This is a genomic window from Streptomyces sp. NPDC006552 (genome assembly GCF_040611655.1).
Classification (GTDB): domain Bacteria; phylum Actinomycetota; class Actinomycetes; order Streptomycetales; family Streptomycetaceae; genus Streptomyces.
Window position 1 is genome coordinate 13,377 of the sequence record NZ_JBEXOS010000007.1, and the last position, 25,422, is coordinate 38,798.

Sequence of the window (25,422 nt, forward strand, 5' to 3'; positions counted from 1 at the left end):
GCACCTGGACCTGGGCCCGAACGCCGAGGTCAGCGCCGGAGCCGGGGCCGGCCAGGTCGGTCCGGGCCGGAATATCGCCCGGGGAACCCACGTTCAGGGCTCCATGGTTCAGCCAGGAAAACGACGGACCGAGCCAGGGAGCCCGCGTGACAGGCGAGCGTGAGTCTCCGGTGATCGGCAGAGAGGCCGAGACGGCAGAGTTGATGCGGCGCGTGGCCGCCGGGCGCTGTCGCGGCCAGGTGCTGGTGCTCACGGGCGACCCGGGCGCCGGGGTGAGCACGCTGCTCGGTGTCGCGGCGCGCCGCACGCGGAGCGAGGGCAGCCGGGTGCTTCGCGCGGTCGGCAGCGAGTCCGAGGTGCGGCTGGCGTTCGCGGGACTGCATCAGGTGCTCCACCCGGTACTGAGTGAACTGGCACGTCTGCCCGCGCGGCAGCGCGACGCGCTGCGGACCGCGCTGGGCCTGCATGAGTACGGTGCTGCGCCCGAGGGGATGGTCGTCGGTCCGGCCGTCCTCACCTTGCTGGCGGACCTGGCGGAGCGGACACCGCTGCTCGTGATCGTCGATGACGCCCACTGGATCGACCGGGCGTCCCTTGAAGTCCTCTCCTTCGTCGCGCGACGCCTGGACGGCGAAGCGGTCACGCTGCTGGTCGGCGCCGGCTCCGCTGCGGTACTGCCTGGTTTCGACACGGAATTCGAGCGCCTGGAGATCGGCCCGTTGCGCGCTGAGGCGGCGCACCGGTTGCTGGACCAGCAGCCGACGCCGCCGACGGGCCGGAGCCGGGCGCGGATCGTGCAGGAGGCATCGGGCAACCCGCTGGCGCTGATCGAATTCGCCCGGGCCGACGCGGTCCGGGGCACGGACGGCGACAGCGGTGTGGAGGGCCCTCTGCCCGTCACCGACCGGCTGGAGCGGGTCTTCGCCCGGCAGGCGGAGTTCTTGCCGGAGCCCTCCCGCCGGCTCCTGCTCCTGCTGGCGGCCGCGGACGCCACGGACGCCCCGACGGCGTCTCGCGCACTCCCCGAGGCCGATGACAAGGCCTGGTCGCCCGCGCAGCAAGCCGGTCTTGTACGCCAGGTCGGCCGCCGGGTTTCCTTACGCCATCCCCTCATCCGCTCGGCCGTCTACCATTCCGCGTCCTTCGAGGAGCGCAGGCATGCGCATCTCACCCTTGCCGACCTGTCGCGCGAGGAGCCCGATCGCCAGGCCTGGCATGCGGCGGCGGCAACGCTGCGGCCGGACGAGACGGTGGCGACCGCTCTCGAACGGACCGCCGCGCGGGCCGGCCGCCGGGGTGGGCACGCGGCCGCTGCCGCCGCGCTGGAACGCGCCGCGGAGCTGAGTCCGCACCGCGGCGACCGGGCGCGGTTGCTGACCGACGCCGTCGAGCGGGCCGTCCTCACGGGTCAACTCGGCTGGGTGGAACGCCTGGCGACCGAGGTCGGCCGACACAGTGACGATCCCGAACTGATCAACCGGGCCCGGCTCGCCACAGGCCGGCTGATGACCCTGCGCCGGCACCATGCCGCCGCCTTCGCCCTGCTGACACGCGTCGCGGAAGACGCAGCAGGCGGCCATGCGCCCCGCGCGTTGGACGCACTCGCCGCGGCAGCGGTGGCCTGTTACTACTCGGGCGACGAGTCCTGGCGGGAGCAGATCGAGAGCCTGCTCTCCAGTCTGCCCCGCTCCCCCGCCGGGAACGCCCTGCGCGCCTGGGTCCGGGCCGTCTGCGACCCCCACGGCGCGGGAGCCTCCCTCGCCGCGGCGCTGCCCGAACTCATCGCCGAGGCCAAGGACGACGCCGGCGCCCTGACCGCGCTCGCCATCGTCGCCTGGATCCTGGACCGCGCCGCGCTGGCGGCCAGCACCTTCGACACGGCGCGCGAGCGGTGGCGGGCCCGTGGTCCGCTGCCGGACGGCCTGGGCGGCGCCCTCGGCTGGACGTATCTGGAACGGGGCCGATGGGCCGAGGCCCGCTCGGCGGCCGCCGAACTCACGACCGTCGCGTCCGTGGCCGGCCTGGAGCACGCCGAAGCGTGCGCGCGGGCGCTCGACGCCACGGTGCTCGCCCTGCTGGGCGACCCGACGGGCGCACGACGGCACGCCGAACGGGCGCTGGCCCTCGTCGACCCGCTGGAGAGCCGCTCCGTCGCGGTGTTCGCGCGCCGGGCCCTGGGCCTGGCCGCTGTGGCGGAGGGCGACCACGACGCCGCGTACGCGCAGTTCCGCTCCGCCTTCACCGACGAGGGCGACCCGGTGCACTACCACGCCTCCTTCACTCTCCTGGCGGAGATCTCAGCAGCGGCTGTCCGCAGTGGACACCGCGAGGACGCCGCCGCACTGATCGAGCGTTCGGCGCGGCGTCTGGGTCAGGGTGTGTCGGCGCGGATCGCGGCGCTTGTCGCCCGAGGGCGCGCCCTGCTGGCCGAAACGGACCGGGCGGAACCGTACTTCCGGGCCGCGCTGGCCGACGCCACCTGCGAGCAATGGCCGTTCGAGCGGGCGCAGACGCAGCTCGACCACGGCGAATGGCTCCGCAGACGACGCCGCATCGCCGAGGCCCGCCCCCTGCTGGCCGCGGCGCTCGGAACGTTCCGACGGCTCGGCGCGCGCCCCTGGGTCGAACGGGCCACAGCAGAGCTGCGAGCTGCCGGCATCGAGGCCGCCGACAGCACGGCGCCCGGTGTTTTCGCCCAGCTCAGCCCGCAACAGCAGCACATCGTGCGGCTCGCCGCCCACGGGCTGACCAACCGTGAGATCGGGGAGAAGCTGTTCCTCTCCCCCCGTACGGTCGGCTCCCACCTCTACCGGGCGTTTCCCAGACTGGGCATCACCGCACGGTCGCAACTCCGCGACGTGATCGAGGACCCCGTGCCGGACGCCCGTACCGCCTATGGGGGCCGGGGGTAGCTCGGACCACTGCTCGCCACCCGGCCGCACGCGGGCGCAGGGCGGGTGGCCGGCGGCCGGCCGCCGGTGTGGACCTATATCGCGGTGTCCACCGCCGGCTTCAGCACCTCCCGGCACCAGGTGCGGAAGTCGGTGGCGGTGAGGGACGTCTTGGCCCAGTCCTTGTCGTAGATCCCGTCGTCCTGGGCGGCGAACATCTCCGTGAGGTCCTGCACCGTCCGCTCCCCGGCGCCGCGGGAGCGCAGTGTCGTGGCGAATTCGTCCATGGTGGTGCGCCGGTAGGTGACTGGCGTGGCGAGCTCCTCGCTGATCACCTCTGCCATGCCTTCGGGCGTGAGGCGGTCGGGTCCGAACAGGGGCAGGTCGGCCTGTCCGGACCAGGACCGGTCGCCGAGCAGGTCCGCGGCGGCCTCGGCGATGTCGCGGGTCGCGATCATGGCCAGGGGCTGGTCGCCCGCGCAGGTCAGGAAGAACGCGTGGTGCTGACGGATCGCGTCGAGCTGGCCGAGCAGGTTCTCCATGTAGAACGGGAGCGAGAGCGCCCGGTAGGCGGCGCCGGACGATGCCAGCTGCTCGTCCATGGCGAAGGCCGCGGACAGCATCCCGGCCGGAGCCGTCCATCCGTGACCCGCGCTGCTCACGCTCACCACGTGGCCGACGTGGTGCCGGGCGACGGCCGCGGCACCGGCACGGGCCAGGGACAGGTAGTGCTCCATCGCGCTCGGTGCGGCCGGGTCCGGCGGCACCAGCCAGAACAACGCGTCGGCGCCGGGCAGCGCCTTGTCGAGCACGGCCGGGTCCCCGTGCGACCCCTCGATGACCTCCGTCCCCTCCCGCACGGCCGCATCGAGGCGTGCGGCGTCGCGTGTGATGACCCGGACCGGCTCGTCTCCGTCGAGCAGCCGCTGAACGAGCTTGCTACCGATCTGTCCGGTAGGCGTGGTGACGACGATCACAAGATCCCCTCCATAAGATGAACCTGAACTCCGGTTCCGAATGTAATGCGGGGTCTCTCCGCCGTCAACTACCATCAAGGCCATGACCACCCGGGAACCCACGCTGCGCGCCGACGCCCGGCGCAACCGCGAGGCCATCCTCGACGCGGCCAGCGACCTGTTCGCCCGCCGGGGCGAGAGCGTGCAGATGGACGAGATCGCCGAGCGCGCGGGGCTGGGCGTCGGGACCCTGTACCGGCACTTCACCGACAAGCAGGCGCTACGGGCCGCGATCATCGGCCGCCGGTTCGAGTTGATGACCGGCCTCGCCCGCCGCGCCGAGCAGGTGGAGGACGCGTGGACGGCGTTCGAGACCCTGCTGTACGGCTATCTGGAATCGGTGCAGCCCGACGCCGCGTTCCGCCTGGCTGTGCTCGGTCCGCAGGAGCCCAGCTGGGAGGCGATCGAAGCGGAGAAGAGCGCGTTCGCCGCGATCATCGAGCGCATCGTGCGGCGCGCCATCGACGCCGGCCATCTGCGGGCCGACTTCCAGCCCTCCGACTTCGTCCTGCTGACGCGCGGCGCGATGGCGAACATGTCGGGCGACCAGGACTGGCGTCGCTACCTGACTCTGCAACTGGAGGGGGTCCAGACCGGGGCCGCCCCTGCCCCCGCTCAACCGGAGGACCGAGGGCACGCCTCGTAGACCGTAGAAGCCCCGAGATCCCTTCCGCTGCTACGACCACGCGACGTTTTTGCGGGTATGCGGGGAAGCACGAGCGAGCCATCTGGGGTGCCGCCGCACGGTCGCGAGGGTGAGGAAGTAGGAGCCGACGTCGCAACGGACCATAACGCCGCCCGCGAGGCAGTGGCCCGCTGGCGGGCCGCGTCGCGTGCCTGAGTGTCGGGTTCGAGGGCGTGGCGGCAGACGGTGGTCAGATCTGGTCCGCGACGCGCACGTAGTCGTAGTACAGGGGGTCCCCGTCCTCGTCGACCGGGTGCTCGTAGCTGCTCTGGTTGGCGAGGATGACCTTCAAGCCGGGCAGCGGAAGAGTTCCACACCGCTCAGCGCGCCGTTGGTGAAACCCAGGACGACGCTCAGCTCCGACGGGTCGTGCGCGAGCGTGATCTGGCCCGGCTCGGGCTCCTCGGAGACGATCCGCAAGACCCCCAACTCCTGGACCGCGTCGCGTGTTTCCCGCACCGACATGCCAAGCCGCAGAGGCCCCACGCCGACCTGGGGCTCCAGTTCCAGTTCCAGTTCCAGTTCCCGCTCCGTGTTCTTCCCGACGTACTTGATGCCGCGCCCGGACCGGACCAGAACGCCTCGTGGGGGTCAGTCCTCCACGGCCTGGAGGAGCACGGCGAAGAGTGTTCCATCGGTGCCTGCCACCACGCCGTCGAAGGTACAACCCGTCATTGCTGTCCAGGAATGGCAATCGGCATCGTGGTTGGTCCACCAGAGGGCATCCGGACCGAGAAGGTCGATGACACGGGCGGCCAGGTCCAACGCGCGGTGCGGGTCCATCAGTTCGACACCGTGACCGAGGTCGACGGAGGCGAACCGGGCCATCACAGCGGCAGCCCCGTCCAGGCCGATGGGAGCCATGCCCGCTTCTACGTCACCGACAGCAGGCTGCGCCTGGACCCAGCAATCCATCTTGGCCCATGTAGCCGTGGCCTCGCGGGCAACCGTGTGGATCTGCGGGGCGAGGTGTCCGCGCCAGGCGGCGGGCCGGGCGGGCGCGGACAGTCGACCGTGGCGGACAAACGTGTTGCTGTCCTCGGACAGCCGGCGCAGCACCGTCCCGATCTCGGAACGGCGCTCGTGTTCTTTCACCGGCTCGTCCTTTCGCCGTCGGGACCACGTCCCCTGCTGGTGCGCATAGGGCGCCCTGTCCGATGTGCCGCTGAGAGATCGCGGATCGCCCGGGCGCATGACCAGATGACCACATGACCAGATGACCAGTCGCTGGAACTTTCCCGCTCCGCCGACGACCCTATCCGTGTGCTTCGGGCGGGCTCGGTGCACTCCCCCTGGCCACGATCCGTAGACCGTCGGCGGTCACGCACCCTCCGTTCTCATCCTTTCGGCGCGTGCTCGTAGACCATTGGCGGGCGCCGGCCCGTGCTGCCGTTTCCCAGACTGGGACCCGGACGGAGCAGGTGGGTGCGGAGCCGGGAGGTACGCGATGCGAGGGACGACCGGGATCAGCCGGGCACGGTTTCTGGGAATGGCCGCGGCCGCCGGGGGCGCCCTCGCGGCGGCGCCCCTCGGAGCAGCGGGACGCGCCGGTGCGGCAGCAGCCGACACCGGCCCGGCCTCGGCCCGGGAGCGCGCGGGGACAGTCACCGGGAGCGGCACAAGCGGAAACAGCACGGGCAGGGGTGGTACGGGCGGGCTGGCCCACCGCGGGGTGGTCTACGAGATCGGCGACGGCGAGACCCCGGCGACGGGATGGAACGTCCGGGACATGCGCGACGATCTGCGCGCCGTCGCCCACGACCTGCACGCCGACTCCGTCAAGGTGACCGGTGACGGGGTCGAGAGGCTCGCCGCGACCGCCACCGAGGCGGCGGAGCGTGGGCTGCACGTCTGGCTCGAACCGACCCTCGGTGACGTGCCCGAGCGGGACATCCTCGACCATCTCGCGGAGACCGGTCGCGCCGCCGAGCGGCTGCGCCGGCAGGGCGCGGGGGTGCACCTCAGCGTCGGCTGCGAGTTCGTGCTGTACGTGCCCGGCATCGTGCCCGGGGCGAACATACAGGAGCGGGTGGAGAACCTGCTCAAGGGGAACTTCGACCCCGTCGTCATGGCGCGGCGCCTGCACCGGTTCACCGCCGACGCGGCGCGGACGGGCCGGTCCGTGTTCCGTGGGCCGCTGACCTATGCGGCCGCGCAGGACGAGGACGTCGACTGGGACCTCTTCGACCTCGTGGGCATCGACTACTACGCGTACTTCCGGCGCCGGTCGGACTACCTCCGTGACCTCGCGCAGTACAGACGCTTCGGGAAGCCGGTCGCCGTCATGGAGTTCGGCTGCTGCACGTTCGAGGGCGCCCCGGAGGAAGGGGGCATGGGCTGGGACGTCGTCGACTACACGAAGGACCCACCGGAGATCAAGGCCGGTCTCGTCCGCAGCGAACACACGCAGGCCGCGTATCTGACGGACGTGCTCGCCGCGCTCGAGGCGGCTGGGCTGTACGCGGCACTGGCGTACACCTTCATCACCCGCGATGCCCCGCACCGCCGCCACGACCCGCGTCACGACCTGGACATGGCGAGCTACAGCCTCACGAAGACGATCGAGAAGCATCCCGGGAACCCGGCCGCCGGAGTCCACTGGGAGCCGAAGGAGGCGTTCCACGCGCTGGCCCGGCAGTACGGCCGCCATCACTCCGTGCATCCGGGTGCACGTCGATGAGGAGCGTCGAAGTCCCGCAGGAGCAGTGGCTGTGCAGCGCAGTGGTCCAAGGGGCGCGTCGGGGCAGCGGGGCCGCCGGGGCACCAGAACTCCGCGTAGAGGACGTCGTGCCGGGATCGCGGGCGAACCCGCCCCGGCCCTGTCTCCAGGTCATGGCCGTCAGCCCCTGCGCGGGGCGGATCAGTGGCGTTCGAACGCCAGATCTCGCTGCCGCAGGTGCGCGCGCGGGCCCGCCGCGCGCAGGACCACGTCCAGCACCCGCGCCGGGTCAGCCGCGTAAGCGTGCGAGAACCACGCCATGTTGGCCTCCACCACGGCCCAGCGGTGGCCCGGGCGGTACGGGTCCAGCAGCTGCCCGACGTCCACGACGACAGCGCTGGGCAGCGTCCGCCCGGCCGCAGCCATCAGCCGGTCGGTGAACTCCGTGATCTCCGCGACGGCGGCCCGGTCCGCGCGGTCCGCGCCGAGCGGGGAAGGGTCGAGCGGGGCGGGGTCGAGCGGGGCGGGGTCGAGCCGGCCGAACACCGCGTACCGGCTCGCCGTAGCGATCCGGCCGTCCAGCAGGAACAGCCGGTACTCGGCCGCGAAGGTCACCACGTCGGACAGCAGCACCGGTGTCGTCGGGTCCAGGGCGGGGGTCAGCCGGGATCCGTCGGTGTAGACAGCGGCCGGGAAGGACTTGTCACGGGGCGGCTTGACGAACGTCGGCTCCTCGATCGCCCACGCGTCCGCGAGGGTCCCCGCCCGGACCCGGCGGCCGGTGAACTCCTCCGGCAGCTCGGCGAGCCAGCCGTCATCGGGCTCCAGCAACGCGAACCCGAGCCGGTTCGCCAGCCGCGCGCCCGCGACCGGCCCGCCATACCAGTACGCGGGGCCGGCGAGGCCGGGCTCCTCCGCGGCCCTGACCGCGATCCCCCGGCCGGCCGCCTCGACGGCCAGCAGTTCCATCGTCGACGTCCGCCGCCCCGGCATGACCAGCACCGTAAGCCCCTCCCCCGCTCCGCGAAACCGTCACGCTAACCCCGTTGCGCCCACCACCGCAGCCGAGAAAACCCCCGCAAGCCCCCGAGGCAGCGGGAGTTCATCGTGACCGGCGACGTGTCAAGATCCCGGAATGACCGAACCGACGATCTGTCCTCGCACCCACGACTACATGCCGGGTTGCGTCCAGGCGCTCGCCACGGTCCATGCGGCCGATCGCTATCCGGTGAACTGGCCCGCCGATCCCGCGGGTTGGCTGACGCCCTCGGGCATGCTCGGTGCCTGGGTGGCCGTGGAGGGTTCGGCGGTCCTGGGCCATCTGGTCCTCGCCCGCCCCGGAGAGACTCTCGCCGATGCCGCCGGGCTGCCTTCGGAGCGTCTGGTGTCCGTGGCGCGGTTCTTCGTCAGTGTGGCCGCGCGCCGGCACGGTGTGGCCACGAGGTTGCTGGACAAGGCGATCGACATCGCCGCGGCCGACGGCCTCAGGCCCGTTCTCCAGGTCGAGGCCGGGGCGACCGCCGCCATCCGCCTTTATGAGCGTGCCGGATGGCGCTACGTCGGCACTTCCGCCGATGACTGGATGACGGCCGACGGACGCGTGGCCCAGATGCGTTCCTATGTTGCTCCGTCGCTCCCCCGGACGACCGAACCTGATGACGCGGTCATGCGGTGATGCTTCCGGCCACGGTGGGGTGCTACAGGTACTGCGTGGTGAGCAGGACGGTGCGATAGGCACCCCGCTGCCCGAAGGGAGTGGCCGGCACGGTGTCACATGTGCCGCGCCGGCCTGGGCTCTCTGATCTCCGTCAGGACACCGTCAGAACTCGAAGACGGCCGTTGCCGCGGCTCGCTTGACGCACTCATTGGCGAAGGTGCGCTCGTAGGCGACGCGGGTGCCGCGCCAAACGCCCTGGGCGGTGACGGTGACGGGATCGTACTTGTGCGTACAGACGGCGTCCGCCTCGGCCGGCAGGCGATCGAAGTCGCCGTCGACAAGCCGGAGTTGTGCGCAGGCGAGTTCGGCGGCCGGGTGGCTCCCCGACGGCTTGGGAGCGCAGGTCAGGGTGGCGGCGCGTTCGGGTGCCGCGGTGGCCGCGGAGTCGCCGTGCGCCACCGTCAGGACGAGTGCCGACGGTGCGTACAAGGAGGTGGTGGACGGGGCCGTGGCCGGGAGCGCTATGCCGCTCAACGGTCCGAGCACGGCGGTAGCCGTGAGGGTGATCGCAGTGGCCAGGCGCGCGGTGATCGGCATGGTGTGCATCCTTCCGCTTGGGTCGAAGTGCCGGGTTCGGCAGCCGTGAGTCTGCTGACTCGGCGCCGGAAACACACATGCGGCACATGCGTTTCGGGTGACTTTGAGTAGTGAACCAGTGGCGTGATGTAGCACTGAGGGGCACACGTCCTCCGGAACTGGGCGGCTCTCGGGCTCACCTGGACGTCATCTGGCTGAATACCCTCCGCTCGACAATCGGCTTGAAGGCGTGGGGTCGCGTGTCGTGCGGGAAAGGTCAACTGACGGATGCCACCGTGGATATGAAGGCCGTGGAGCCGTTCGAGATGCCGAGAATGGGGCAAACGGGCCGGTCTGCCAATTGATTCGGGATTCACTGGTCATACCTTGTGTCCGGGCTGCACCAGAAGGCGGTGCCTGCGGCGGCCCGGTCAGCGTGGCGGGGCGGGGTGCCCAGATCTCCCGGACCGGGCGCAGTGGGTCGTTCGCGACGCGCGGCGGGACGTCCCAGCGCATGGTCTCCCGCCCCTCGGCGGTGTATCGGGGCCAGAACGCCCCCGGGTCCTGGTCGCGGACGAAGGCGACCCAGGCGGCGTGCAGGGCGTCGGCGAGGTGCTGCGGAGGGTCCTCGCCGAGGGCGGCGGTGACGCCGTCGGCGTCCAGGAGGTCGAAGGCGAACGGCAGGTCCGCGCAGTGGTACGCCATGCCGTCCGCGCCCGGCGCGGTCGATGCCCGGTCGAACTGGTAGAGCCAGGTCGGCCGTCCACACCGGGCGCGCGCCTCGGCGATGGCCAGGGCGGGTCCGCGAAAGACCGTGTCGGTGAGTGCCTGGCCCCACAGGAGCGCCGGCCGCGGCGCGTAGGACGCGTATGTGTCGAGGAACAGCCGGGTGCGCGCCGCGTCGAGACCGAAGGCCACGAGCACGCCCCCGGGGCCGTCGATGGGGTCGTCGATGGGGCCCGGGGGCGGCACGGCGTTGAACTCGTGTGCCGTGAAGCCGGCCATCAGCGGGATGTCCGCGCCCGCGCCGCCCGCGGTGAGCGCCTCGGCCACCGGGCGCGGGATCAGCTCGCCGTCGCAGAAGGGAGCGAGGGTGAGCACCCGCGGCCGCGCGTCGGCATCGGCGTCCGGTCCCGGGGTGGTGAGCGCGTCTTGGTGGGCCAGCAGTTCCTCGTCGGGCACGTCTTGGAGCGCGGCGGCGGTCGCGGCCACCCCGGTACGGGCCTCGAACCGTCGGCTGACCGCCTCTGCCGCCCCGCGGTCCTGCGGCTCCATCACGGCGCCCGAGACGGAGATCGCCGCCCGGAACAGGCTCTGGGCGGCGGGCGTGGCGAGCAGAGTCTGGACGGCCCCGCCGCCCGCCGACTGGCCGGCGACGGTGACCTTGGCGGGGTCCCCGCCGAAGCAGGTGATGGTGTCGCGTACCCATTGGAGGGCGGCGATCCAGTCGCGGACACCGCGGTTGTCGGGGGCGTCGGGCAGGTGGAGGAAGCCTTCGATGCCGAGCCGGTAGCCGAGCGAGACCAGCACGACGCCGTCCCGGTTGAAGGACCTGCCGTGGTACCAGGGGCTCGCGGACGACCCGGCGACGAATCCGCCGCCGTGGATCCAGACCAGGACCGGCAGACCGGCGGCGGGTGAGGGGTCGGGGGTGAAGACGTTCAGGTTGAGCGTGGAGGCGCCGGGGACGGTCGGCTCGGGGATGGTGGTGACCTCGGCGAACGGCCTGCGCTGTGCGGTCGGCCCGTACGAGGTCGCGTCGAGGACATCGGTCCATGGTTTCGCGGGCAGCGGAGCAGCGAACCGGAGGACACCGACCGGCGGTTGGGCGTAGGGGATGCCGAGGAAACTTACGCCGGTGGCGTGCCGCTCGCCGCGTACGGAGCCGTGGGGCGTGCGGACGGTGACAGGTGCGGTGGCGACGGGATCGGGCATCAGAGGCTCCTTGACGGGCGGGCCGCCGCCCCATACCGGGGCGGGCCCTGGACCGATACCCAGGTCGGCCCGCCGTCGATGTGTCAGGTCGCGACGGGGGGCGCGACCGAGCCACGCAGGGGCAGCCGTTTGCGGCGCGCAACTCGCAAGGACCGCTACCCGTCACGCCTTCAGACGTCCCGCAGGGTCAGCAGCTCGGCGTGGACGGCGTCGTCGCTCCGACCGGCGTCGAGTGTGGCGCCGTTGCGGCGCAGAGCGGCCAGCGCCGCGTCATTGTGCCGGGTGGTCTCCGCGACCACCGTCCGGGCGCCGGCTTGTGCCGCCTGGGCGAGGAGGAGGGCGAGAGCGGCGGTGCCGATGCCGCACCCGCGGTACGGGCGGCCGAGCCACATTCCGGTCTCCAGCACGTCATGGCCGCCGTGGAGCGCGAGGCGGCCTGATCCGACGACGCTCCCGTCGTGTCTGATCGCGTACGTGGCCTCACCCGAGGGACCGTGGAGCCCCTCTCGCCGCGCCTGATGCCACTGCCGGAAGGCGTCCTGACGCGAGGCCGTCCACCCTGGAGGACCGGCCACCGGAGGCATCACCTCGTCAGGGGTCGCGTCCTGGACCGCTACTGCCAGGAGGTCCTCCAGCGTGGCGTCATCGATCAGTTGCACTTCCACATGACCAGTCACAGCGGCTCCTTCTCCGGTGTCGGCAGATGGTGCCGATGCTCGTCCGTCGCCGGGTGCAGTGCCAACGATTTACGGCTGGTGTTCTCGTGGCCCGGGGCGCGTCCCCGGCGGACTCGGCTCACCTCAGCAGTGCCGCTGACCCTCTTTTCCGGGGAAGGGCCGGGACGACGGCGTCCGTCGGGGTATACCTCACGCGTCGGTCCATGACGTGGCACGGGCAAGCGTCTGTGCCGGACGACCGGCAGGGGGCGGGTGGGTTGTGCAGCGGACCAGTAATCACTGTGCCGTCGCGGGGGCAGAGCGCCGGGCGGCTGCCGGTTTACGGATCGGGTCGGCGGCCGCGCTTCTCGCGTTGCTGGCCGCCAGCGCGTGCGACACCGAGGAGGCGTCGAAGAAGGCTGACGGCAAAGGGCTCGATCTGGGCAGTGTCAGCGCCGGCTGGGGCCCGGACCGGGAGACGTTCACCGAGGCCGAACGCCCAGGAGGCGCGACGCTGAACTCGGTGACCGACAACCCCGGACACGGGGACGAGAGGAACTTTCTCTCCGTCACCGCACTCTCCACCGGCGAGCGGGGCGTGGGTGGGGACATCGCGCTGGAACCGCGCGAGACGTACGAGGCGACGGCCTTCTTCCGCAACGACGCCGCCCCGGGCACCGGGGCCGGGGCCAGTACCGGTACCCGGGTGCGCGCGACGCTGCCCGCGGCGGTGAAAGGCCGGGAACGTGTCTCGGTCTTCCTCCAGTCCGACAACGCCGAACCCGCGCTCTTGTGGCAGTCGCTGGCGCTCACGACCCCGGCGGCCAAGCCGGTGGCCGTGCGGATCGTCCCCGACTCCGCGCGCCTGTACACCGCCGCGCTCCCCAAGGGCGTACGCCTGCCGGTCGAAGAACTGTTCTCCGAGGCAGGAACGCTCATCGGCTGCACCACGCTGGACGGTGTTCTCACCGGGGCGCGCCGGTGCGAGGGCCGGGTGCGGTTCCGCTTCGTTGCCGACCAGCCCAACTTCGTGATCAGTCAGGCCGTGTCGCGTGCGGGAGAGACGGTGACGAGCGGGCTCCGGTTCGAGGCGGGAACGCGCGTCACGTTCAAGATGCGTTACCTCAATACGGGCACCACGCAACAGAACGACGTGGTGCTGCGGAGCGAACTGCCCGCGGCGTTCCGGTACGTGTCCGGCAGCACCAGTTCTTCCGCGTCGGGCACCGGCAGCAAGTGGAAGAGGATCAGCGACGGGGTCACCGGTGCCGGCCTCAATCTTGGTTCCTACGCTCCGGGCGGAGGCGCGTATCTGAAGTTCACGGCGGCTCTCCCGGGCGCGGCGGACCTGGACTGCGGACTGACCAGTATGACCAGCACCGCGCTCGCCCGCACAACGAACGGCACGAAGTCGGTCCAGTCGGTCGTCCTCGTCGAGAAGAAGTGCGGGTGACCCGTCATGGCTGAGGAGCAATCCAGCGCCCCGGGACACTCCAGGTGGAAGTCGCTGCTGGACCACCTGAATTTCGTCGTCGCCGTGATCGGTCTCGTGGTCGGCCTGGTGGCGTTCTACGTCCCGGTCAGGATGGACCGGCAGGCTCAGGAGCGTGAGCGGTCGAGGACCTGCGTCGACGCGGTCATCGACCTGCGAGCCGCACTCACCACGATCGAGAACGGTTACGCGACCGCCGCGGACCAGAAACCGGAACGCACCGCGGACTGGGACGCGGGCAAGGCCGAGGTCGAACGGACGCAGGCGTCCTGCCTCGACGCACCGCTCTCACCGCGGAACAGCGTCCCGCAGTCCAAGGGGCTGTGGGAGCCGTACGACACCGAGCAGAACACCGCGCGGCACACCACTCCCTCGTTCGAGGCGATCCGGGCCCTGCGCACATGGACGCTCGACGCGATCGCGGATCTGACGCAGCCTTGACCCGCGCGAGGCGACCGGTCAGACGTTGCCGAGGTCGGAGGAGATCCAGTGCTCCGGGCGGACGGTGATGATGACCGCTTCGCCGTGGTTCGCCTCCGCGAACTCGACGTACCCCTCGACCTTCTCGGCCGGGAGGTAGCGCGAAGCCATCTCGACCAGATGCGCGCGTGTGGCGGGGACCGTGGAGACGACCGGGCCCTCGACGGACACGTAGCGGACGGTCGGTTCGAGGCGGTCGACCATGAGCGTGAGCCGGCCCGCCTTCGCGATCAGCTCATGCTTGCGTGAGCCCTTGCCGGTGTGGATCCAGAGGTCGCCGCCGCTCGCGTACTGGTACCAGATCGGCACGGTCAGCGGCGCCCTCCCCGCACCGGCGTCGACGGCCAGGGCCGCGATGTGCGGCTCCGCGAGGAACTGCTCACGCTCTTCACGAGTAAGGGCCACGGAACTACTCCTTCGGTGCGGATGCCACTGCGGTCACGGCGACCGGCGATCCGGTCCAGGAACCCATACCCCGTACGCCGTCGTCGCTGTTCGTACGCTACCGTGCGGGCGCCCGGCCCGGAGCCCGCGGCCGGGACTGCTTCCGGTCCCGGGCGGAGCAACGCCCGGGGCCGGAGCGTGGCCGCCGGCTTGCCCGTGCGAGGACGGGCCGGAAGGCGTCAGCCGCGGCGGCCGGCTGCCTTGCGGCGGGTCAGGAACACGGCACCGTGCTGGGCTTCTCCTCGTCCTTGGGCGGGTTGGTGATGGTCAACGCGGTCGCGTGCGCCGGTAGCGATTCCTCGGGCCGTTGGAATGCGGCATTGCGGGTACATAGCCTGTCCCGGCCGCCATCAGGCTCCGGGACATGCGAACTGGAGGAAGCCTGTGGACGGGATCGTGCTGCTCAAGGAAGACCACAAGAACGTCGAGAAACTGTTCAAGCAGTTCGAGAAGGCCGGGGACAACGCCCACGCCGAGAAGCGGAAGATCGCCGACCGGGTGATCGAGGAACTCACCACGCACACCTACATCGAGGAGAAGGTCTTCTACCCCGCGTCCCGTGAGGCGGCCCCCGACACCAAGGACCATGTCCTGGAGAGCGTCGAGGAGCACCACGTCGTGCTGTGGATGCTCTCCGAACTCAAGAACCTCGACGCGGCGGACGAGCGCTTCGACGCCAAGATGACCGTCCTCATCGAGAACGTGCGCCATCACGTCGAAGAGGAGGAGAAGGAGTGGTTCCCCGAGGTCCGCAAGGCCATGGGGCGCAACCGTCTGACCGAGCTGGGAGAGCAGATGGAGGCCGCCAAGAAGAAGGCGCCCGCCGACCCGCTGGCCGTTCCCAGCGCCGACGCGTAGCCCCTGGGGTGCGTCCGTGCCCCTGTGCGGCCGGGCCAGGCGTCGGCACGTGGCGGACCGCCGGCCCGGCTACTGAGGAGCCAGGGGCGGGGCCGAAGGCGACGGGGAGGCAGACGGCGAGGCCGAGGGGCTCGGGCTCTTGGGTTCGCACAGCTTGTCCAGGTCCGCCGCGGGGGTTGACGGGTTGAGGACCTTGAGGAGTTCGACGAGCGTTTTGCACACCTCGACGGGGTCCTTCTGGACCGCGCTCGGGGCGGACGCGGTCCAGGCGACGGCGGGTGCGGCGACGAGCAGGGTCAACGCGACGGACACGGATGCTGCGGCTTTGCGGATCACAGGACTTCCCCTTCATCGTCCGGCCCTGTACCGGAGCGTCCTTCGATCGTGCCGAAGCGACGCACGGGGCCCCAGACAGCAAGCCCCAAACGGGTGAGCGAGCCCGCGGTGAGCGCCAAGCGGCCACGGCCCGGCGTCACCGCACGAGGCGTCGGCGCGCCCACGGACGGGTGACAATCAGCGGACCGGACGGGCAGCTCCCCCGACGCTGTACGTCATGATCAGGAACCGAGTCCGGTCGCTCCTCGCGACCGGCGCGCTGGCCCTCACCGCCGTGCTCGCCGCGCAGAGCGCCGCCACCCCGCAGACCGCATCGGCGACCGGCGGCGCCACCAGCGCCACGCCCCGGCCGCCGGCCGTCCAGGCCGCCCAGAGCGTCCAGGCCGCTGCCGCACGCTTCTGTCCGCAGGTCGGCGATCCGCTGTTCGCCGCCGCCGACCGCACCGTGGACATCGGCCGCATCACCCCCGAACCGTCCTACCGGCACAGCTGCGAGGAGCTGTACCGCTCCGACGGCCGCTCCCCCGACCAGATCTTCGAGGAGGGCTTCCAGCCCAAGGCGCCCCGGGACGGGCAGTACGACCTGGCCGCCTATGTGCTGAAGAACCAGCCCTCGCCGTACGTCAGCACCAGTTACGACCACGACCTCTACAAGCAGTGGCGGCCCGGCTACAACTACTACATCGACGCGCCCGGTGGCATCGACGTCAATGCCACCATCGGTGACACCCACAAGTGGGCCGCCCAGCACGAAGTCGCCTTCCCCGGCGGCATCGACCGCCGTTTCATCGTCGGTGCCTGCCCGGTCGACAAGGCGACCAAGACCGAGCAGCTCCCCGACTGCGTACGCAACCCCAACTACCTGCCGTGGCGCGGCATCCCGGCCCAGCGTCCGGGCGTCGCGGCCCTGACCCTGAGCTGACCGACCCGCTCCCTCGCCCCCGGCTCGCACCCACCGGTCCCGTCAGCCGGCGACCGGTGTGTCCCGGGCGGGGGCGTCACCAGAATCGTCGAGGTCGTGGGAGCTGCCGAGGCCGTCGGAGCTGTCCGCGGCTTCGAAGCGCAGCAGGTCCCCGGGCTGGCAGTCGAGCACGTCGCAGAGCGCCGCGAGCGTGGCGAAGCGAACGGCTTTGGCTCGGCCGTTCTTGAGGACCGCGAGGTTGGCCGGGGTGATCCCGACGCGTTCGGCGAGCTGGCCCACGGACATCTTGCGCCTGGCCAGCATGATGTCGATGTCGACGGTGATCGGCATCAGATCACCTCGGCCAGTTCGGCCTGCAGTTGCGAGGCCTCCGCGTCCCGCGCGACGGCCTGGCCGAGCAGCGTCCGCAGGACGAGCACGATGAGGGCGACGGCGAACGCGGCGAGACCGAGACCGCCTATCAGGAGGACGACGCCGGGGGCGACGGCCTCCCCCGGTGCCAGAACGGTGCCGAGCGTCCACAGCAACAGGGCGGCGGCGACGAACGCACCGGTGACCACGTCCACATGGCGGAAGGCGGAAGGGGAGAACACCGTCCCGCGCCGCACCATCGTCAACAACCGCCACACAGAGCCCAGAACGGCTTCCGCGCAGCTGATCCCCAGGACCACGACGAGCAGGATCGGGACGCGGGGAAGGTCCGCCACGTCGGTGTCGGCTCCCTCCAGATCGCGGCCCAGGAGCGGCACCAGCACGACCTGGACCGCGACACAGCCGACGAACAACGCACAGATCACCGCGCGCAACGCGAGCACAGTCCGCTTACCCATCATCTCTCCCTCTATCGAACGACGGTAATAATCTATCGTTTTTCGATAGGTCGCGCCAGCCTGCGCGCCTCTGCGTACTCAGTCGGCGTCGAGTGCGGCGACCGCGGTCCGTGCCGCGTCGGCCAGGAGCCGGTCGTCGGCCTTCGCGTTCCTCGCTCCGTCCCGGTAGGTGAGGATCGCCATCACCAGCGGCCTGCGCCCGGGCGGCCAGATGACGGCGATGTCGTCGCGCGCCGCGTAGAAGGAGCCGGTGCCCGTCTTGTCCCCGACGGTCCAGGTGTTCGGCAGACCGGCGCGGATGGTCGTGGAGCCGGTGGTGTTGGCACGCAGCCAGGTGGTCAGCAGGCGCCGTCCGGCCGTGGGCAGCGTGTCGCCCAGCACGAGGCTGCGCAGGTCGGACGCCATCTGACGGGGGGTCGAGGTGTCGTGCTGCTCCCCCGGACTCCACCGGCTCAGGTAGGGCTCGATGTGGTCGGTCCGGGTGACCTTGTCCTTCAGTTCGCTCTTGAGGAACGCTCCCAGTCCAGCCGGCCCGCCGATCTCCCGCAGCAGCGTGTTGGCGGCGGTGTTGTCGCTGTAGCGGACGGCCGCGTCGCACAGAGCGCGCAGGCTCATCCCGGTGGCCACGTGCCGCTCGCTGACCGGGGAGTTGGCGATCAGGTCGGCGCGGTCGTAGCGCAGTACCCGGCCCATGTCGTCGCCGTACTTCTTCAGGACGGCGGCGGCCAGGAAGGACTTGACGGTCGAGTTGTAGGAGAAGCGCCGCGTGTCGTTCCAGGCGACTTCGCGACCGGTGCCGGTGTCGACCGCGTACAGACCGATGTGGGCGCCGTACCGGTGCTCCAGGCGCTGCCATGCGGCGCTGGGCGTCCCCGGTCGGTCGGTCGCCGGCCTGCCGGCGGCGGGCCCGTCGTGCGTCGTCCGGCCGTCGGGCCCACAGCCCGCTGCGGACAGCAGGACCAACGCGGCTGCTGTGGCGATGACGGCACGGCGGGCCCGCGGCGACCGGTGGCAGTTGGCTCGGTGGAGGCGCATCGGTCAAGTCTCCCCGACGGGCCGGGCCACCGAGCGCGCGACTCAGCCGCCCTTCCCGGACGCGGGCAGCGCCGGGTAGTCCGTGTAGCCTTCCGCGCCGCCCACGTACATCAGGAACGCGTCCCGTACGGGGTTCAGCGGCGCCCCGGTACGCAGCCGTGCGACCAGGTCGGGGTTGGCCAGGAACGGGCGGCCCAGGGCGATCACGTCGGCGCCCGCCGCGAGAAGCTGCTCGGCCAGGGCGCGGCCGCCGTCCGCGGGGTGGGTGGGGAGCGGCTGGATCGGGTTGGCGACGAGCGTGCCCGGCCAAGCGGCTCGGATGTGCTGGAAGAGCGCGGACGCGGGGTCTGCGTACACGATGTGCAGGTAGGCCAGGGGGCCGACGTCCTTGAGGGCCTCCACCAGGGCCGGGTAGAGGGCCTCGGTGTCGCCCTCTTCGACGCCGTTGACGGTCAGACCCGGGGAGATGCGGACGCCCACGCGCTGCGGCCCGATGGCCTCGGCGACGGCGCGGACGACTTCGACGGTGAAGCGGATGCGGTGCTCGGCCGGGCCGCCGTACGCGTCGGTGCGGCGGTTGGTGTTGCGGGCCAGGAACTGGTGGAGCAGGTAGCCGTTGGCCGAGTGGATCTCCACGCCCTCGAAACCCGCGTCGATGGCCCGGCGCGCGGACGCGGCGAAGTCCGCGACCGTCGTCCCTATCTCCTCCGCTGTCAACGCGCGGGGTGTGACGGGCGGTTGGTGCCCTTCGGGTGTGTGGATCCCGTCCGGGAGAGGGATCGGCGACGGGGCGAGCGGCGTCAGTCCGCTGGTCGCCGGGTGGCCGACGCGGCCACCGTGCTGCAGTTGCAGGAACATCCGGCCGCCCGCGGCGCGCACCGCTTCCGTGACCTGACGCCAGCCCGCCTGGTGGGCGTCGGTGTGCAGGGCGGTGATGTCCGGGTACGTCCGGCCGACGGCGTTCGGCGTCGACGCCTCCGCGATGATCAGGCCCGCTGTGGCGCGCTGGGCGTAGTACGTGGCCATGAGGGGGGTCGGGGTGCCGTCGGGCAGCGCCCTGTTGCGGGTCATGGGAGCCATCACCAGGCGGTTGGGGAGCGTCAGGCGGCCCAGGCGGGCGGGGGTGAAGAGGGGGTCGGCCGCGGCCGTGGCGGTCGACGTAGAGGTGGGCGTGGGCGTAGGCGTGGAGATCGTCATGGTCATGCTCCTTCTGTTGTTGTCATCCAGGTGGTGGCGGCGGTGATGGTGGTGGTGGGTCGGGTGGGCTGTCGGCGGGAGGATCAGGAGGGGAAGGCGTGTCGTCGGCCCGTCAGGACCAGGGCCAGCGTCGGGGCCAGGAGCAGCAGCACCGCCCACGGGAGCGCGGCCGGGCCCGCCGCGTCGAGCAGGACACCGCCTGCCACACCGCCGCCCGCCATCGCCACGTTCCACAAGGTCACGAGCATCGCCTGGGCCGCGTCGGCCTGATCGCCGCCCGCCCGGCCCGCCGCGGTCTGCAACAGCGTCGGGACACCGCCCCAGCCGAGCCCCCACAGGGCCGCGGCCACGTACACGAGCGGGGTGCTGTCAGCGGACAGGGCGAGGAGGGCCGCACCCGCGCCGACCAGGAGCGTGCCGCCGATCGTCAGGGCACGCAGGGCGTGGTGGATGCGCGCTCCGACGATCCAGATGCTCAGCAGTGAGGCCGCTCCGAACACCAGCAGGATCACGTCGGTCGAACCGCCCAGGCCCAGGTCGTCGAGGAACGTGGCGATGTACGCGTACAGCAGCGTGTGCGCCAGCACGAAGACCAGCGTGACCGTGAGGACGGCGGGGACACCCGGGACACGCAGGGCCCCGCGCATCGGGGTGCGGGCTGCGCGGTCCTGCCCGGGGTGGTCGGGGACCGTCAGGCGGATCCACAGCAGCAGGACCGCGGTCAGTATCGTCATCGCGAGGAACGCGGTGCGCCAGCCGAGCGCCGAACCCAGGAGGGTGCCCGCGGGTACGCCGAGCGACAGCGCCACCGGGATCCCGGCCATGGCGATCGCGATGGCCTTGCCCTGGAGGCCCGGTGGGGCGAGGCGGCGCGCGTAACCCGCGAGCAACGCCCAGGCCAGGCCCGCCGCGACCCCCGCGGCGAAACGGGCCGTCATGGTCAGGGCGTAAGAGGAGGAGAGCGCGGTCACCGTGTTCGCGACGGCGAAACCGGCCATCGCGGTCAGCAGGAGCCGGCGACGGCGCCAGTATGCCGTGGCCGCGGTCAGCGGGATCGCGGTGAGGAAGGTGCCGGTCGCATAGACGGTGACGGTCTGGCCCGTCGCCGACTCGCTCACGCCGAGTGTCCCGCTCATGGCCGGGAGCAGGCCCGCCGGGAGGGTCTCGGTGAGGCTGGTGATGAACACGGCTGTGGCCAGAGCCAGCAGGGCGGGGAGGCGGTGGGAGAGGGAGCCCTTGGAGGGTGCGGTGGGTTCGGCGGAGGGGACGGGCTCGGGGGCGGTCGCGCGGGCCGTCGGTTCGGTGTCAGGCATGGGGGTGGCCTCCGGAGAGCTTCGGGGCCGCTGCCGCCGCGGATGGTGTCGGGGGTGTCGCCGATGTCGGGGGTGTCGCCGGCCTGGCGACCGTCGCGGTCGTCTCGGGCTTCGCTGCTGGCGCGGTCGTCGCGGTGGTCTCAGCCGTCTCGGGCTTCGCGACTCGCGCGGTCGTCTCAGTCGTCTCGGGCTTATCGGGCTTATCGGGCTTCTCGATTCGCGCGGTCGTCGCGGTCGTCGGGGTCGTCGGGGTCGTCTCAGGCATCGCCGTCGTCGCGGTCGTTTCAGGCATCGCCGTCGTCGCGGTCGTCTCAGGCATCGCCGTCGTCGCGGTCGTCTCAGGCATCGCCGTCGTCGTGACCGTCTCGGGCCCGGCAGTCACCTCCGTAGCCTCGGCCATCACGTCCACGGGCAGTTCGGTGCCGGTGGTGAACGGCGCTTCCGTCGCCAGGAACAGGGCCGCGCGGGCCGCCTCGTCCGCTGAGCCGCGCCGTTGCATGAGGTCGTCGTCGTGGCCCGCGGCGACCGTGTTCACGCGGACTCCGCGGGCCGCCGCCTCCTGGGCGCAGACGCGCAGGGCGGACTGGGTGGCCGGGCAGCCGCTGAGGACGACCGAACCTCGCGGCGTGAGCAGCGGGAGCAGGGCGTCGAGAGTGGCGCGGGCCTCCGCGGCGGCGGTGTGCGGCGAGGTGTCGGGGCTGCCCGCGTGGACGAAGAGGTGGTCGATGTGACCGAGCCGGGCCGCTACGGTCTCCGTGAGCGGGGTCGCGCCGTCGGCCAACAGGTGCGCGCCACGGCCGAGTTCGGTCCGGGCCCCCGGGAGGGCCGCGGGGTCGCGGGCCGTGACCAGGACGCGGGCTCCGCCTTCGACGAGGCGTTTGGCGACGGCGAGTCCCGTGCCGTGGGCTCCGCCGGTGACCACTGCGGTTCGGTCGGTGTATTTGGTCATGTGGTGACTCTGCGCGGTGGCGCTTCGGATCGGCTGACGGTGCGCTGACGGTCGGCTGAGGATTGGCTCAGGACCGAGGCCGGCGCCCACCGACAGTGCTCGGCGCTTTGTTCGGGACCGGGCGCAAAACCGGCCGGGTACCGTGCACGCATGTGGTTCGGGGTGTTGGGGGCTCTCGTCGTGCGGGACCGCGACGGTCGCGTGGTCGGGGTGCCCGAGGCGAAGGTCAGGGCCTTGCTGGCCATTCTGCTCGCGGCCGAGGGGCGGGGTGTCTCCGTCGACCGGCTCATCGACGGGCTGTGGGGTGAGGGCGGCGGGCGGCCGCCGTCGAACCCCGTCAACTCCCTTCAGGCCAAGGTCTCCCAGCTACGCGGCGCCATCGGCCGGGAGCGCGTCGTACGGCAGGGCGCCGGGTACCGGCTGGTGCTGGAGGGGGCCGACATCGATGCCGTGAGATTCCAGGGGCTGGTGGAGCGGGCGCGCGCGGTGCCGGACGCGGGTGAGCGCGTACAACTGCTGACCACAGCGCTCCAGTTGTGGCGCGGGGTGGCCTTCGCCGACTTCGCGGACGCGAAGTTCGCGCGGGCAGCGGGGAGCGCGCTGGAGGAGCTGCGGATCGCGGCGCTGGAGGAACTGGCCGACGCCCGGTTGTCGCTCGGGCAACACGGCTCGGCAGCCGCTGAGTTGGGGGCGTTGGTCGAGGATCATCCGCTGCGTGAGCGGCTGCGCGGCTTGCAGATGCGCGCGCTGTACAGGGCGGGACGCCAAAGCGAGGCCCTCACCTCGTACGAGCATCTGCGCAAGGTCCTCGCGGACGAACTGGGCGTGGACCCGACCCCGGAACTCGTCGCCCTGCACCAAGCGATCCTCCGTCAGGATCCGGGGCTGCTCTCGGGGGAAGCCGGATCCGCGGATACACGGGCGCGGGGTTCGGTTCCGGTCGCCGGGGCGCTGAAATCCGCTGGAACCCAGCCGCCCGCCGCCGTCACACCACCCGCCACCGGAGCCCAGCTCCCCGCGGCCGTCGTACCCGCCCCCGGTTCGCGGCTGCCCGCCCCCACCACCCCTCTCATCGGTCGCGCCGCCACCCTCGCCGCCCTGGGACGGCTGCTGGGCGACGGGCGGCTGGTCACGCTCACCGGGCCCGGAGGGGTGGGCAAGACGCGGGTCGCCGTAGAAGCCGCGCGGCGGGCGGGCGAGAGCGCCGGGGAGGTGTGGCTCGTGGAGTTGGCCGGAGTGGTGGGCGGCACCGACGACCTCGCGGAAGCCGTCGCCACCGCCCTCGGCCTGCACGACGCTCCGGCCCCGCGTAGCACCTCCGCCCACCCCGGCACCTGCGCTGAGCAACGGCTCACCGACGCACTGCGCGAGCGTCACGTCCTGCTCGTGCTCGACAACTGCGAGCATGTCGTCGACGCGGCAGCGGAGTTGGCTCACGCCCTGTTGCGTGCCGCGCCCCGGCTCCGCATCCTCGCCACCAGCCAGGAGCCGCTGGGCCTGGCCGCCGCCGGAGAGGCCGTGCTGGTCGTGGGGCCGCTGGCGCCGGACGAGGCCGTCGCCTTGTTCACGGCCCGCGCCGCCGCCTCCGCGCCGGGCTTCGACCCCGCCCGCGACCCGGACGCGATCGCTGAGATCTGCCGCCGTCTCGACGGCATCCCCCTCGCCCTGGAGCTCGCCGCCACGCGGGTACGGGCGCTTGGCGTACGGGAGTTGGCCGACCGGATCGGCGACAGGTTCCGGGTGCTCGGTGTCGGCGCGCGGGCCGGGCAGCGGGGTGCGCCCGCCCGGCAGCGGACGCTGCGCGCGATGATCGACTGGAGCTGGGAGCTGCTCTCCGCGCCGGAACGCATCGTGCTGCGCCGCCTCGCCGTGCACCGCGACGGCTGCACGCTGCGGGCCGCGGAGGCCGTGTGCGCCGGGGACGGGGTCGAGTGCGCGGACGTCCTCGACCTCCTGACACGTCTCGTGGACCGTTCCCTGGTCGTCCCCGTGGACACCCCGGCCGGACCGCGTTACCGGCTGCTCGAATCCGTCTCCGCGTACGCCCTGGACCGGCTCGACGAGCTGGACGACACCGACGCCGTACGCGGCCGGCATCTGGACCACTACGCCGCTCTCGCCGAGCGGGCCGCGCCCCGGTTGCGCGACGGAGGCCAGCGGGAGCAGCTGATGCTGCTCGACGCCGAGGCCGCCAACCTGCGCGCCGCCCTCGACACGGCGGCCCGGCGCGACCCGGCCGTGGCGGCGCGGCTCGCCTCCGCGCTGGCCTGGTGGTGGCTGCTGCGCGGGCGGCTCACGGAGGCGTACCGGGCGCTGTCCGCGGTGGCGCGGGAACAGGATCCGGCCGGGGAGGTGGCTGTGCTGCGAACCGCGTTCGGGCTGCTGACCGGGGCCGGCACGCCTGCGGCACCCACCCGCGCGAGCACCGCCGACGCCCCGGCCGCCGGCGCCGCGAGGGTGTCACCGCATGCCCGTTGGCTCTCCGCGTACGCCCTGTTCAACGGTGGCGATCCCGATGCCTGCGGGCGCTATCTCGACACGTACCCCCCGGATCCCGAGGATCTGTGGTCCACCGCCGCCGTGCTCGCTCTGCGCGCCCTGCACGCGCTCATCCGCGGCGACCTCGACGCCGTGCGCCGCGACGGACGGCGGTCGGCGGAACTGTTCCACCACCTCGGGGACGAGTGGGGCGCGTTGCAGACCATCCAGCCGCTGGCGGCGCTCGCCGAGATCAAGGGCGAGTACGCGGAGGCGGAGCGGCTGGGCCGGGAAGGGTTGCGGATCGCGGAGGAGCTGGGGCTCGCTGCCGAGGTGTCGGCGCGGCTCTCCGGACTCGGCCGGCTCGCCCTCCTGAACCAGAACTGGGAACGCGCCCGTGACCTGCACGAACGGGCTCTGCACCGGGCGGTCGAGCAGGGTTACAAGTACGGCGAGATCCACGCCCGGATGGGTCTCGCGCTCGGCGCCCGGCGCTCCGGCGACCTCGACGCGGCCGAACGGCTCCTGGTCCGGCTCCGCGCCGCCCAGGGCGACCTGGCCTCACCCGCCGGGGACCATCTGCTGGCCGCGGAGTTCGGGTTCCTCGCCGAACAGCGCGGCGATGCGGGAGGTGCGCGCGGTCACCATCTGCGGGGGGCTCGACGCGGCCCGGGTGCTCGGGGAGCCGCGGGCGTACGCGCTGACGCTGGAGGGGCTGGCCGGGGCGGTGTCCCTGGCGGGGGCGGCGAGGGAGGCGGCGGTGCTGCTGGGGGCGGCGGACGCGGCCCGGCGGGGTGTGGAGGTCCCGTTGCCCGCGGCCGAGCGGGGGGACGTCGACCGGGTGGCCGCCCGCGCCCGCGCCGCGCTCGGCGCCGCATCCTTCGCGGCGGCCTTCCGGGCGGGGAGCGTCTTGGACCCCGAGACGGCGCTCCGGCATACGCTCACGGTCCCCGTTCCGGCTGATGGCAGGGCATAGCGGCCCTCCCCCAGGACGGCCGTGCCCTGGCGAGTTC

The 25,422-nt window shown here is 72.2% G+C and carries 23 protein-coding genes and 1 pseudogene; 9 read left to right on the forward strand and 15 right to left on the reverse strand.

What is annotated here, in order from left to right; translation table 11 throughout:
- The first annotated feature begins 146 nt into the window (after nt 1-146).
- A complete protein-coding gene (locus ABZY33_RS06280; protein ID WP_356490311.1) occupies nt 147-2,912 on the forward strand; it encodes an AAA family ATPase in 2,766 nt (921 codons plus the stop codon).
- Between the two features lie 74 nt (nt 2,913-2,986).
- On the opposite strand, the gene ABZY33_RS06285 is transcribed toward ABZY33_RS06280, so the two are convergent.
- Nucleotides 2,987-3,868 (reverse strand): NAD(P)H-binding protein, encoded by an 882-nt coding sequence (locus ABZY33_RS06285; protein WP_356490312.1) that lies wholly within the window; start codon nt 3,866-3,868, stop codon nt 2,987-2,989.
- Between the two features lie 82 nt (nt 3,869-3,950).
- Here ABZY33_RS06285 and ABZY33_RS06290 point away from each other — a divergent pair, with 82 nt between their 5' ends.
- Nucleotides 3,951-4,553 carry a helix-turn-helix domain-containing protein gene (locus ABZY33_RS06290; protein ID WP_356490313.1) on the forward strand — a complete coding sequence of 201 codons (603 nt, stop codon included), beginning with the start codon at nt 3,951-3,953 and terminating at the stop codon, nt 4,551-4,553.
- Nucleotides 4,554-4,880: 327 nt separating this feature from the next.
- On the opposite strand, the gene ABZY33_RS06295 is transcribed toward ABZY33_RS06290, so the two are convergent.
- Nucleotides 4,881-5,012, reverse strand: a complete 132-nt coding sequence (locus tag ABZY33_RS06295; RefSeq protein WP_356490314.1) for a hypothetical protein — start codon at nt 5,010-5,012, stop codon at nt 4,881-4,883.
- Nucleotides 5,013-5,183: 171 nt separating this feature from the next.
- Nucleotides 5,184-5,687, reverse strand: a complete 504-nt coding sequence (locus ABZY33_RS06300; RefSeq protein WP_356490315.1) for a hypothetical protein — start codon at nt 5,685-5,687, stop codon at nt 5,184-5,186.
- Nucleotides 5,688-6,081: 394 nt separating this feature from the next.
- Between ABZY33_RS06300 and ABZY33_RS06305 the strand changes: the two genes are divergently transcribed.
- Nucleotides 6,082-7,272 (forward strand): abortive phage infection protein, encoded by a 1,191-nt coding sequence (locus ABZY33_RS06305; RefSeq protein ID WP_356490316.1) that lies wholly within the window; start codon nt 6,082-6,084, stop codon nt 7,270-7,272.
- Nucleotides 7,273-7,452: 180 nt separating this feature from the next.
- Here the strand turns inward: ABZY33_RS06305 and ABZY33_RS06310 are convergent, their stop codons facing one another.
- Nucleotides 7,453-8,220 (reverse strand): ATP-grasp domain-containing protein, encoded by a 768-nt coding sequence (locus tag ABZY33_RS06310; protein ID WP_356490464.1) that lies wholly within the window; start codon nt 8,218-8,220, stop codon nt 7,453-7,455.
- Nucleotides 8,221-8,386: 166 nt separating this feature from the next.
- Between ABZY33_RS06310 and ABZY33_RS06315 the strand changes: the two genes are divergently transcribed.
- Nucleotides 8,387-8,926 (forward strand): GNAT family N-acetyltransferase, encoded by a 540-nt coding sequence (locus tag ABZY33_RS06315; protein ID WP_356490317.1) that lies wholly within the window; start codon nt 8,387-8,389, stop codon nt 8,924-8,926.
- Nucleotides 8,927-9,070: 144 nt separating this feature from the next.
- On the opposite strand, the gene ABZY33_RS06320 is transcribed toward ABZY33_RS06315, so the two are convergent.
- The 3 genes from ABZY33_RS06320 to ABZY33_RS06330 all read right to left on the reverse strand — a co-directional run bounded on the left by ABZY33_RS06320 (nt 9,071) and on the right by ABZY33_RS06330 (nt 12,096).
- The gene (locus ABZY33_RS06320; RefSeq protein ID WP_356490318.1) at nt 9,071-9,505 is read right to left on the reverse strand and encodes a subtilase-type protease inhibitor; all 435 of its coding nucleotides are present in this window, start codon (nt 9,503-9,505) and stop codon (nt 9,071-9,073) included.
- 186 nt (nt 9,506-9,691) lie between these two features.
- Entirely contained in the window at nt 9,692-11,419 is a 1,728-nt protein-coding gene (locus tag ABZY33_RS06325; protein ID WP_356490319.1) for a carboxylesterase family protein, read from the reverse strand.
- A gap of 170 nt (nt 11,420-11,589) precedes the next feature.
- Nucleotides 11,590-12,096: a GNAT family N-acetyltransferase gene (locus tag ABZY33_RS06330; RefSeq protein WP_356490320.1), complete on the reverse strand. Its 507-nt coding sequence runs from the start codon at nt 12,094-12,096 to the stop codon at nt 11,590-11,592.
- Nucleotides 12,097-12,304: 208 nt separating this feature from the next.
- On the opposite strand from ABZY33_RS06330, the gene ABZY33_RS06335 reads away from it, so the two are divergent.
- Both ABZY33_RS06335 and ABZY33_RS06340 read left to right on the forward strand, forming a co-directional pair.
- Complete coding sequence (locus ABZY33_RS06335; protein WP_356490321.1) at nt 12,305-13,528, forward strand: hypothetical protein; 1,224 nt, start codon at nt 12,305-12,307, stop codon at nt 13,526-13,528.
- Between the two features lie 6 nt (nt 13,529-13,534).
- Nucleotides 13,535-14,008 carry a hypothetical protein gene (locus ABZY33_RS06340; protein WP_356490322.1) on the forward strand — a complete coding sequence of 158 codons (474 nt, stop codon included), beginning with the start codon at nt 13,535-13,537 and terminating at the stop codon, nt 14,006-14,008.
- An 18-nt stretch (nt 14,009-14,026) separates the two neighbouring features.
- Here ABZY33_RS06340 and ABZY33_RS06345 read toward each other — a convergent pair whose 3' ends face one another.
- Nucleotides 14,027-14,452 carry a pyridoxamine 5'-phosphate oxidase family protein gene (locus ABZY33_RS06345; protein ID WP_356490323.1) on the reverse strand — a complete coding sequence of 142 codons (426 nt, stop codon included), beginning with the start codon at nt 14,450-14,452 and terminating at the stop codon, nt 14,027-14,029.
- A gap of 423 nt (nt 14,453-14,875) precedes the next feature.
- Here ABZY33_RS06345 and ABZY33_RS06350 point away from each other — a divergent pair, with 423 nt between their 5' ends.
- Nucleotides 14,876-15,349 (forward strand): hemerythrin domain-containing protein, encoded by a 474-nt coding sequence (locus tag ABZY33_RS06350; RefSeq protein WP_356490324.1) that lies wholly within the window; start codon nt 14,876-14,878, stop codon nt 15,347-15,349.
- A 69-nt stretch (nt 15,350-15,418) separates the two neighbouring features.
- On the opposite strand, the gene ABZY33_RS06355 is transcribed toward ABZY33_RS06350, so the two are convergent.
- The gene (locus ABZY33_RS06355; RefSeq protein ID WP_356490325.1) at nt 15,419-15,685 is read right to left on the reverse strand and encodes a hypothetical protein; all 267 of its coding nucleotides are present in this window, start codon (nt 15,683-15,685) and stop codon (nt 15,419-15,421) included.
- Nucleotides 15,686-15,902: 217 nt separating this feature from the next.
- Here ABZY33_RS06355 and ABZY33_RS06360 point away from each other — a divergent pair, with 217 nt between their 5' ends.
- Nucleotides 15,903-16,607, forward strand: coding sequence for an ADP-ribosyltransferase (locus tag ABZY33_RS06360; RefSeq protein WP_356490326.1), 705 nt, complete (start codon nt 15,903-15,905; stop codon nt 16,605-16,607).
- Nucleotides 16,608-16,649: 42 nt separating this feature from the next.
- Here the strand turns inward: ABZY33_RS06360 and ABZY33_RS06365 are convergent, their stop codons facing one another.
- The 6 genes from ABZY33_RS06365 to ABZY33_RS06390 all read right to left on the reverse strand — a co-directional run bounded on the left by ABZY33_RS06365 (nt 16,650) and on the right by ABZY33_RS06390 (nt 21,931).
- A complete protein-coding gene (locus tag ABZY33_RS06365) occupies nt 16,650-16,937 on the reverse strand; it encodes a helix-turn-helix transcriptional regulator (RefSeq protein WP_356490327.1) in 288 nt (95 codons plus the stop codon).
- Nucleotides 16,937-17,437 (reverse strand): DUF2975 domain-containing protein, encoded by a 501-nt coding sequence (locus tag ABZY33_RS06370; protein ID WP_356490328.1) that lies wholly within the window; start codon nt 17,435-17,437, stop codon nt 16,937-16,939. The genes ABZY33_RS06365 and ABZY33_RS06370 overlap by 1 nt, the downstream gene beginning before the upstream one ends.
- A 78-nt stretch (nt 17,438-17,515) precedes the next feature.
- On the reverse strand, nt 17,516-18,472 hold the full coding sequence (gene bla, locus ABZY33_RS06375) for a class A beta-lactamase (protein ID WP_356490329.1): 957 nt from the start codon (nt 18,470-18,472) through the stop codon (nt 17,516-17,518).
- 42 nt (nt 18,473-18,514) lie between these two features.
- The gene (locus ABZY33_RS06380) at nt 18,515-19,669 is read right to left on the reverse strand and encodes an alkene reductase (RefSeq protein WP_356490330.1); all 1,155 of its coding nucleotides are present in this window, start codon (nt 19,667-19,669) and stop codon (nt 18,515-18,517) included.
- A gap of 83 nt (nt 19,670-19,752) precedes the next feature.
- Nucleotides 19,753-20,982, reverse strand: coding sequence for an MFS transporter (locus tag ABZY33_RS06385; protein WP_356490331.1), 1,230 nt, complete (start codon nt 20,980-20,982; stop codon nt 19,753-19,755).
- Nucleotides 20,975-21,931: an SDR family NAD(P)-dependent oxidoreductase gene (locus ABZY33_RS06390; RefSeq protein WP_356490332.1), complete on the reverse strand. Its 957-nt coding sequence runs from the start codon at nt 21,929-21,931 to the stop codon at nt 20,975-20,977. Before ABZY33_RS06390 ends, ABZY33_RS06385 begins: the two co-directional genes overlap by 8 nt.
- A gap of 150 nt (nt 21,932-22,081) precedes the next feature.
- Here ABZY33_RS06390 and ABZY33_RS06395 point away from each other — a divergent pair.
- A pseudogene (locus ABZY33_RS06395) lies at nt 22,082-25,385 on the forward strand (BTAD domain-containing putative transcriptional regulator).
- Nucleotides 25,386-25,422: the final 37 nt, after the last annotated feature.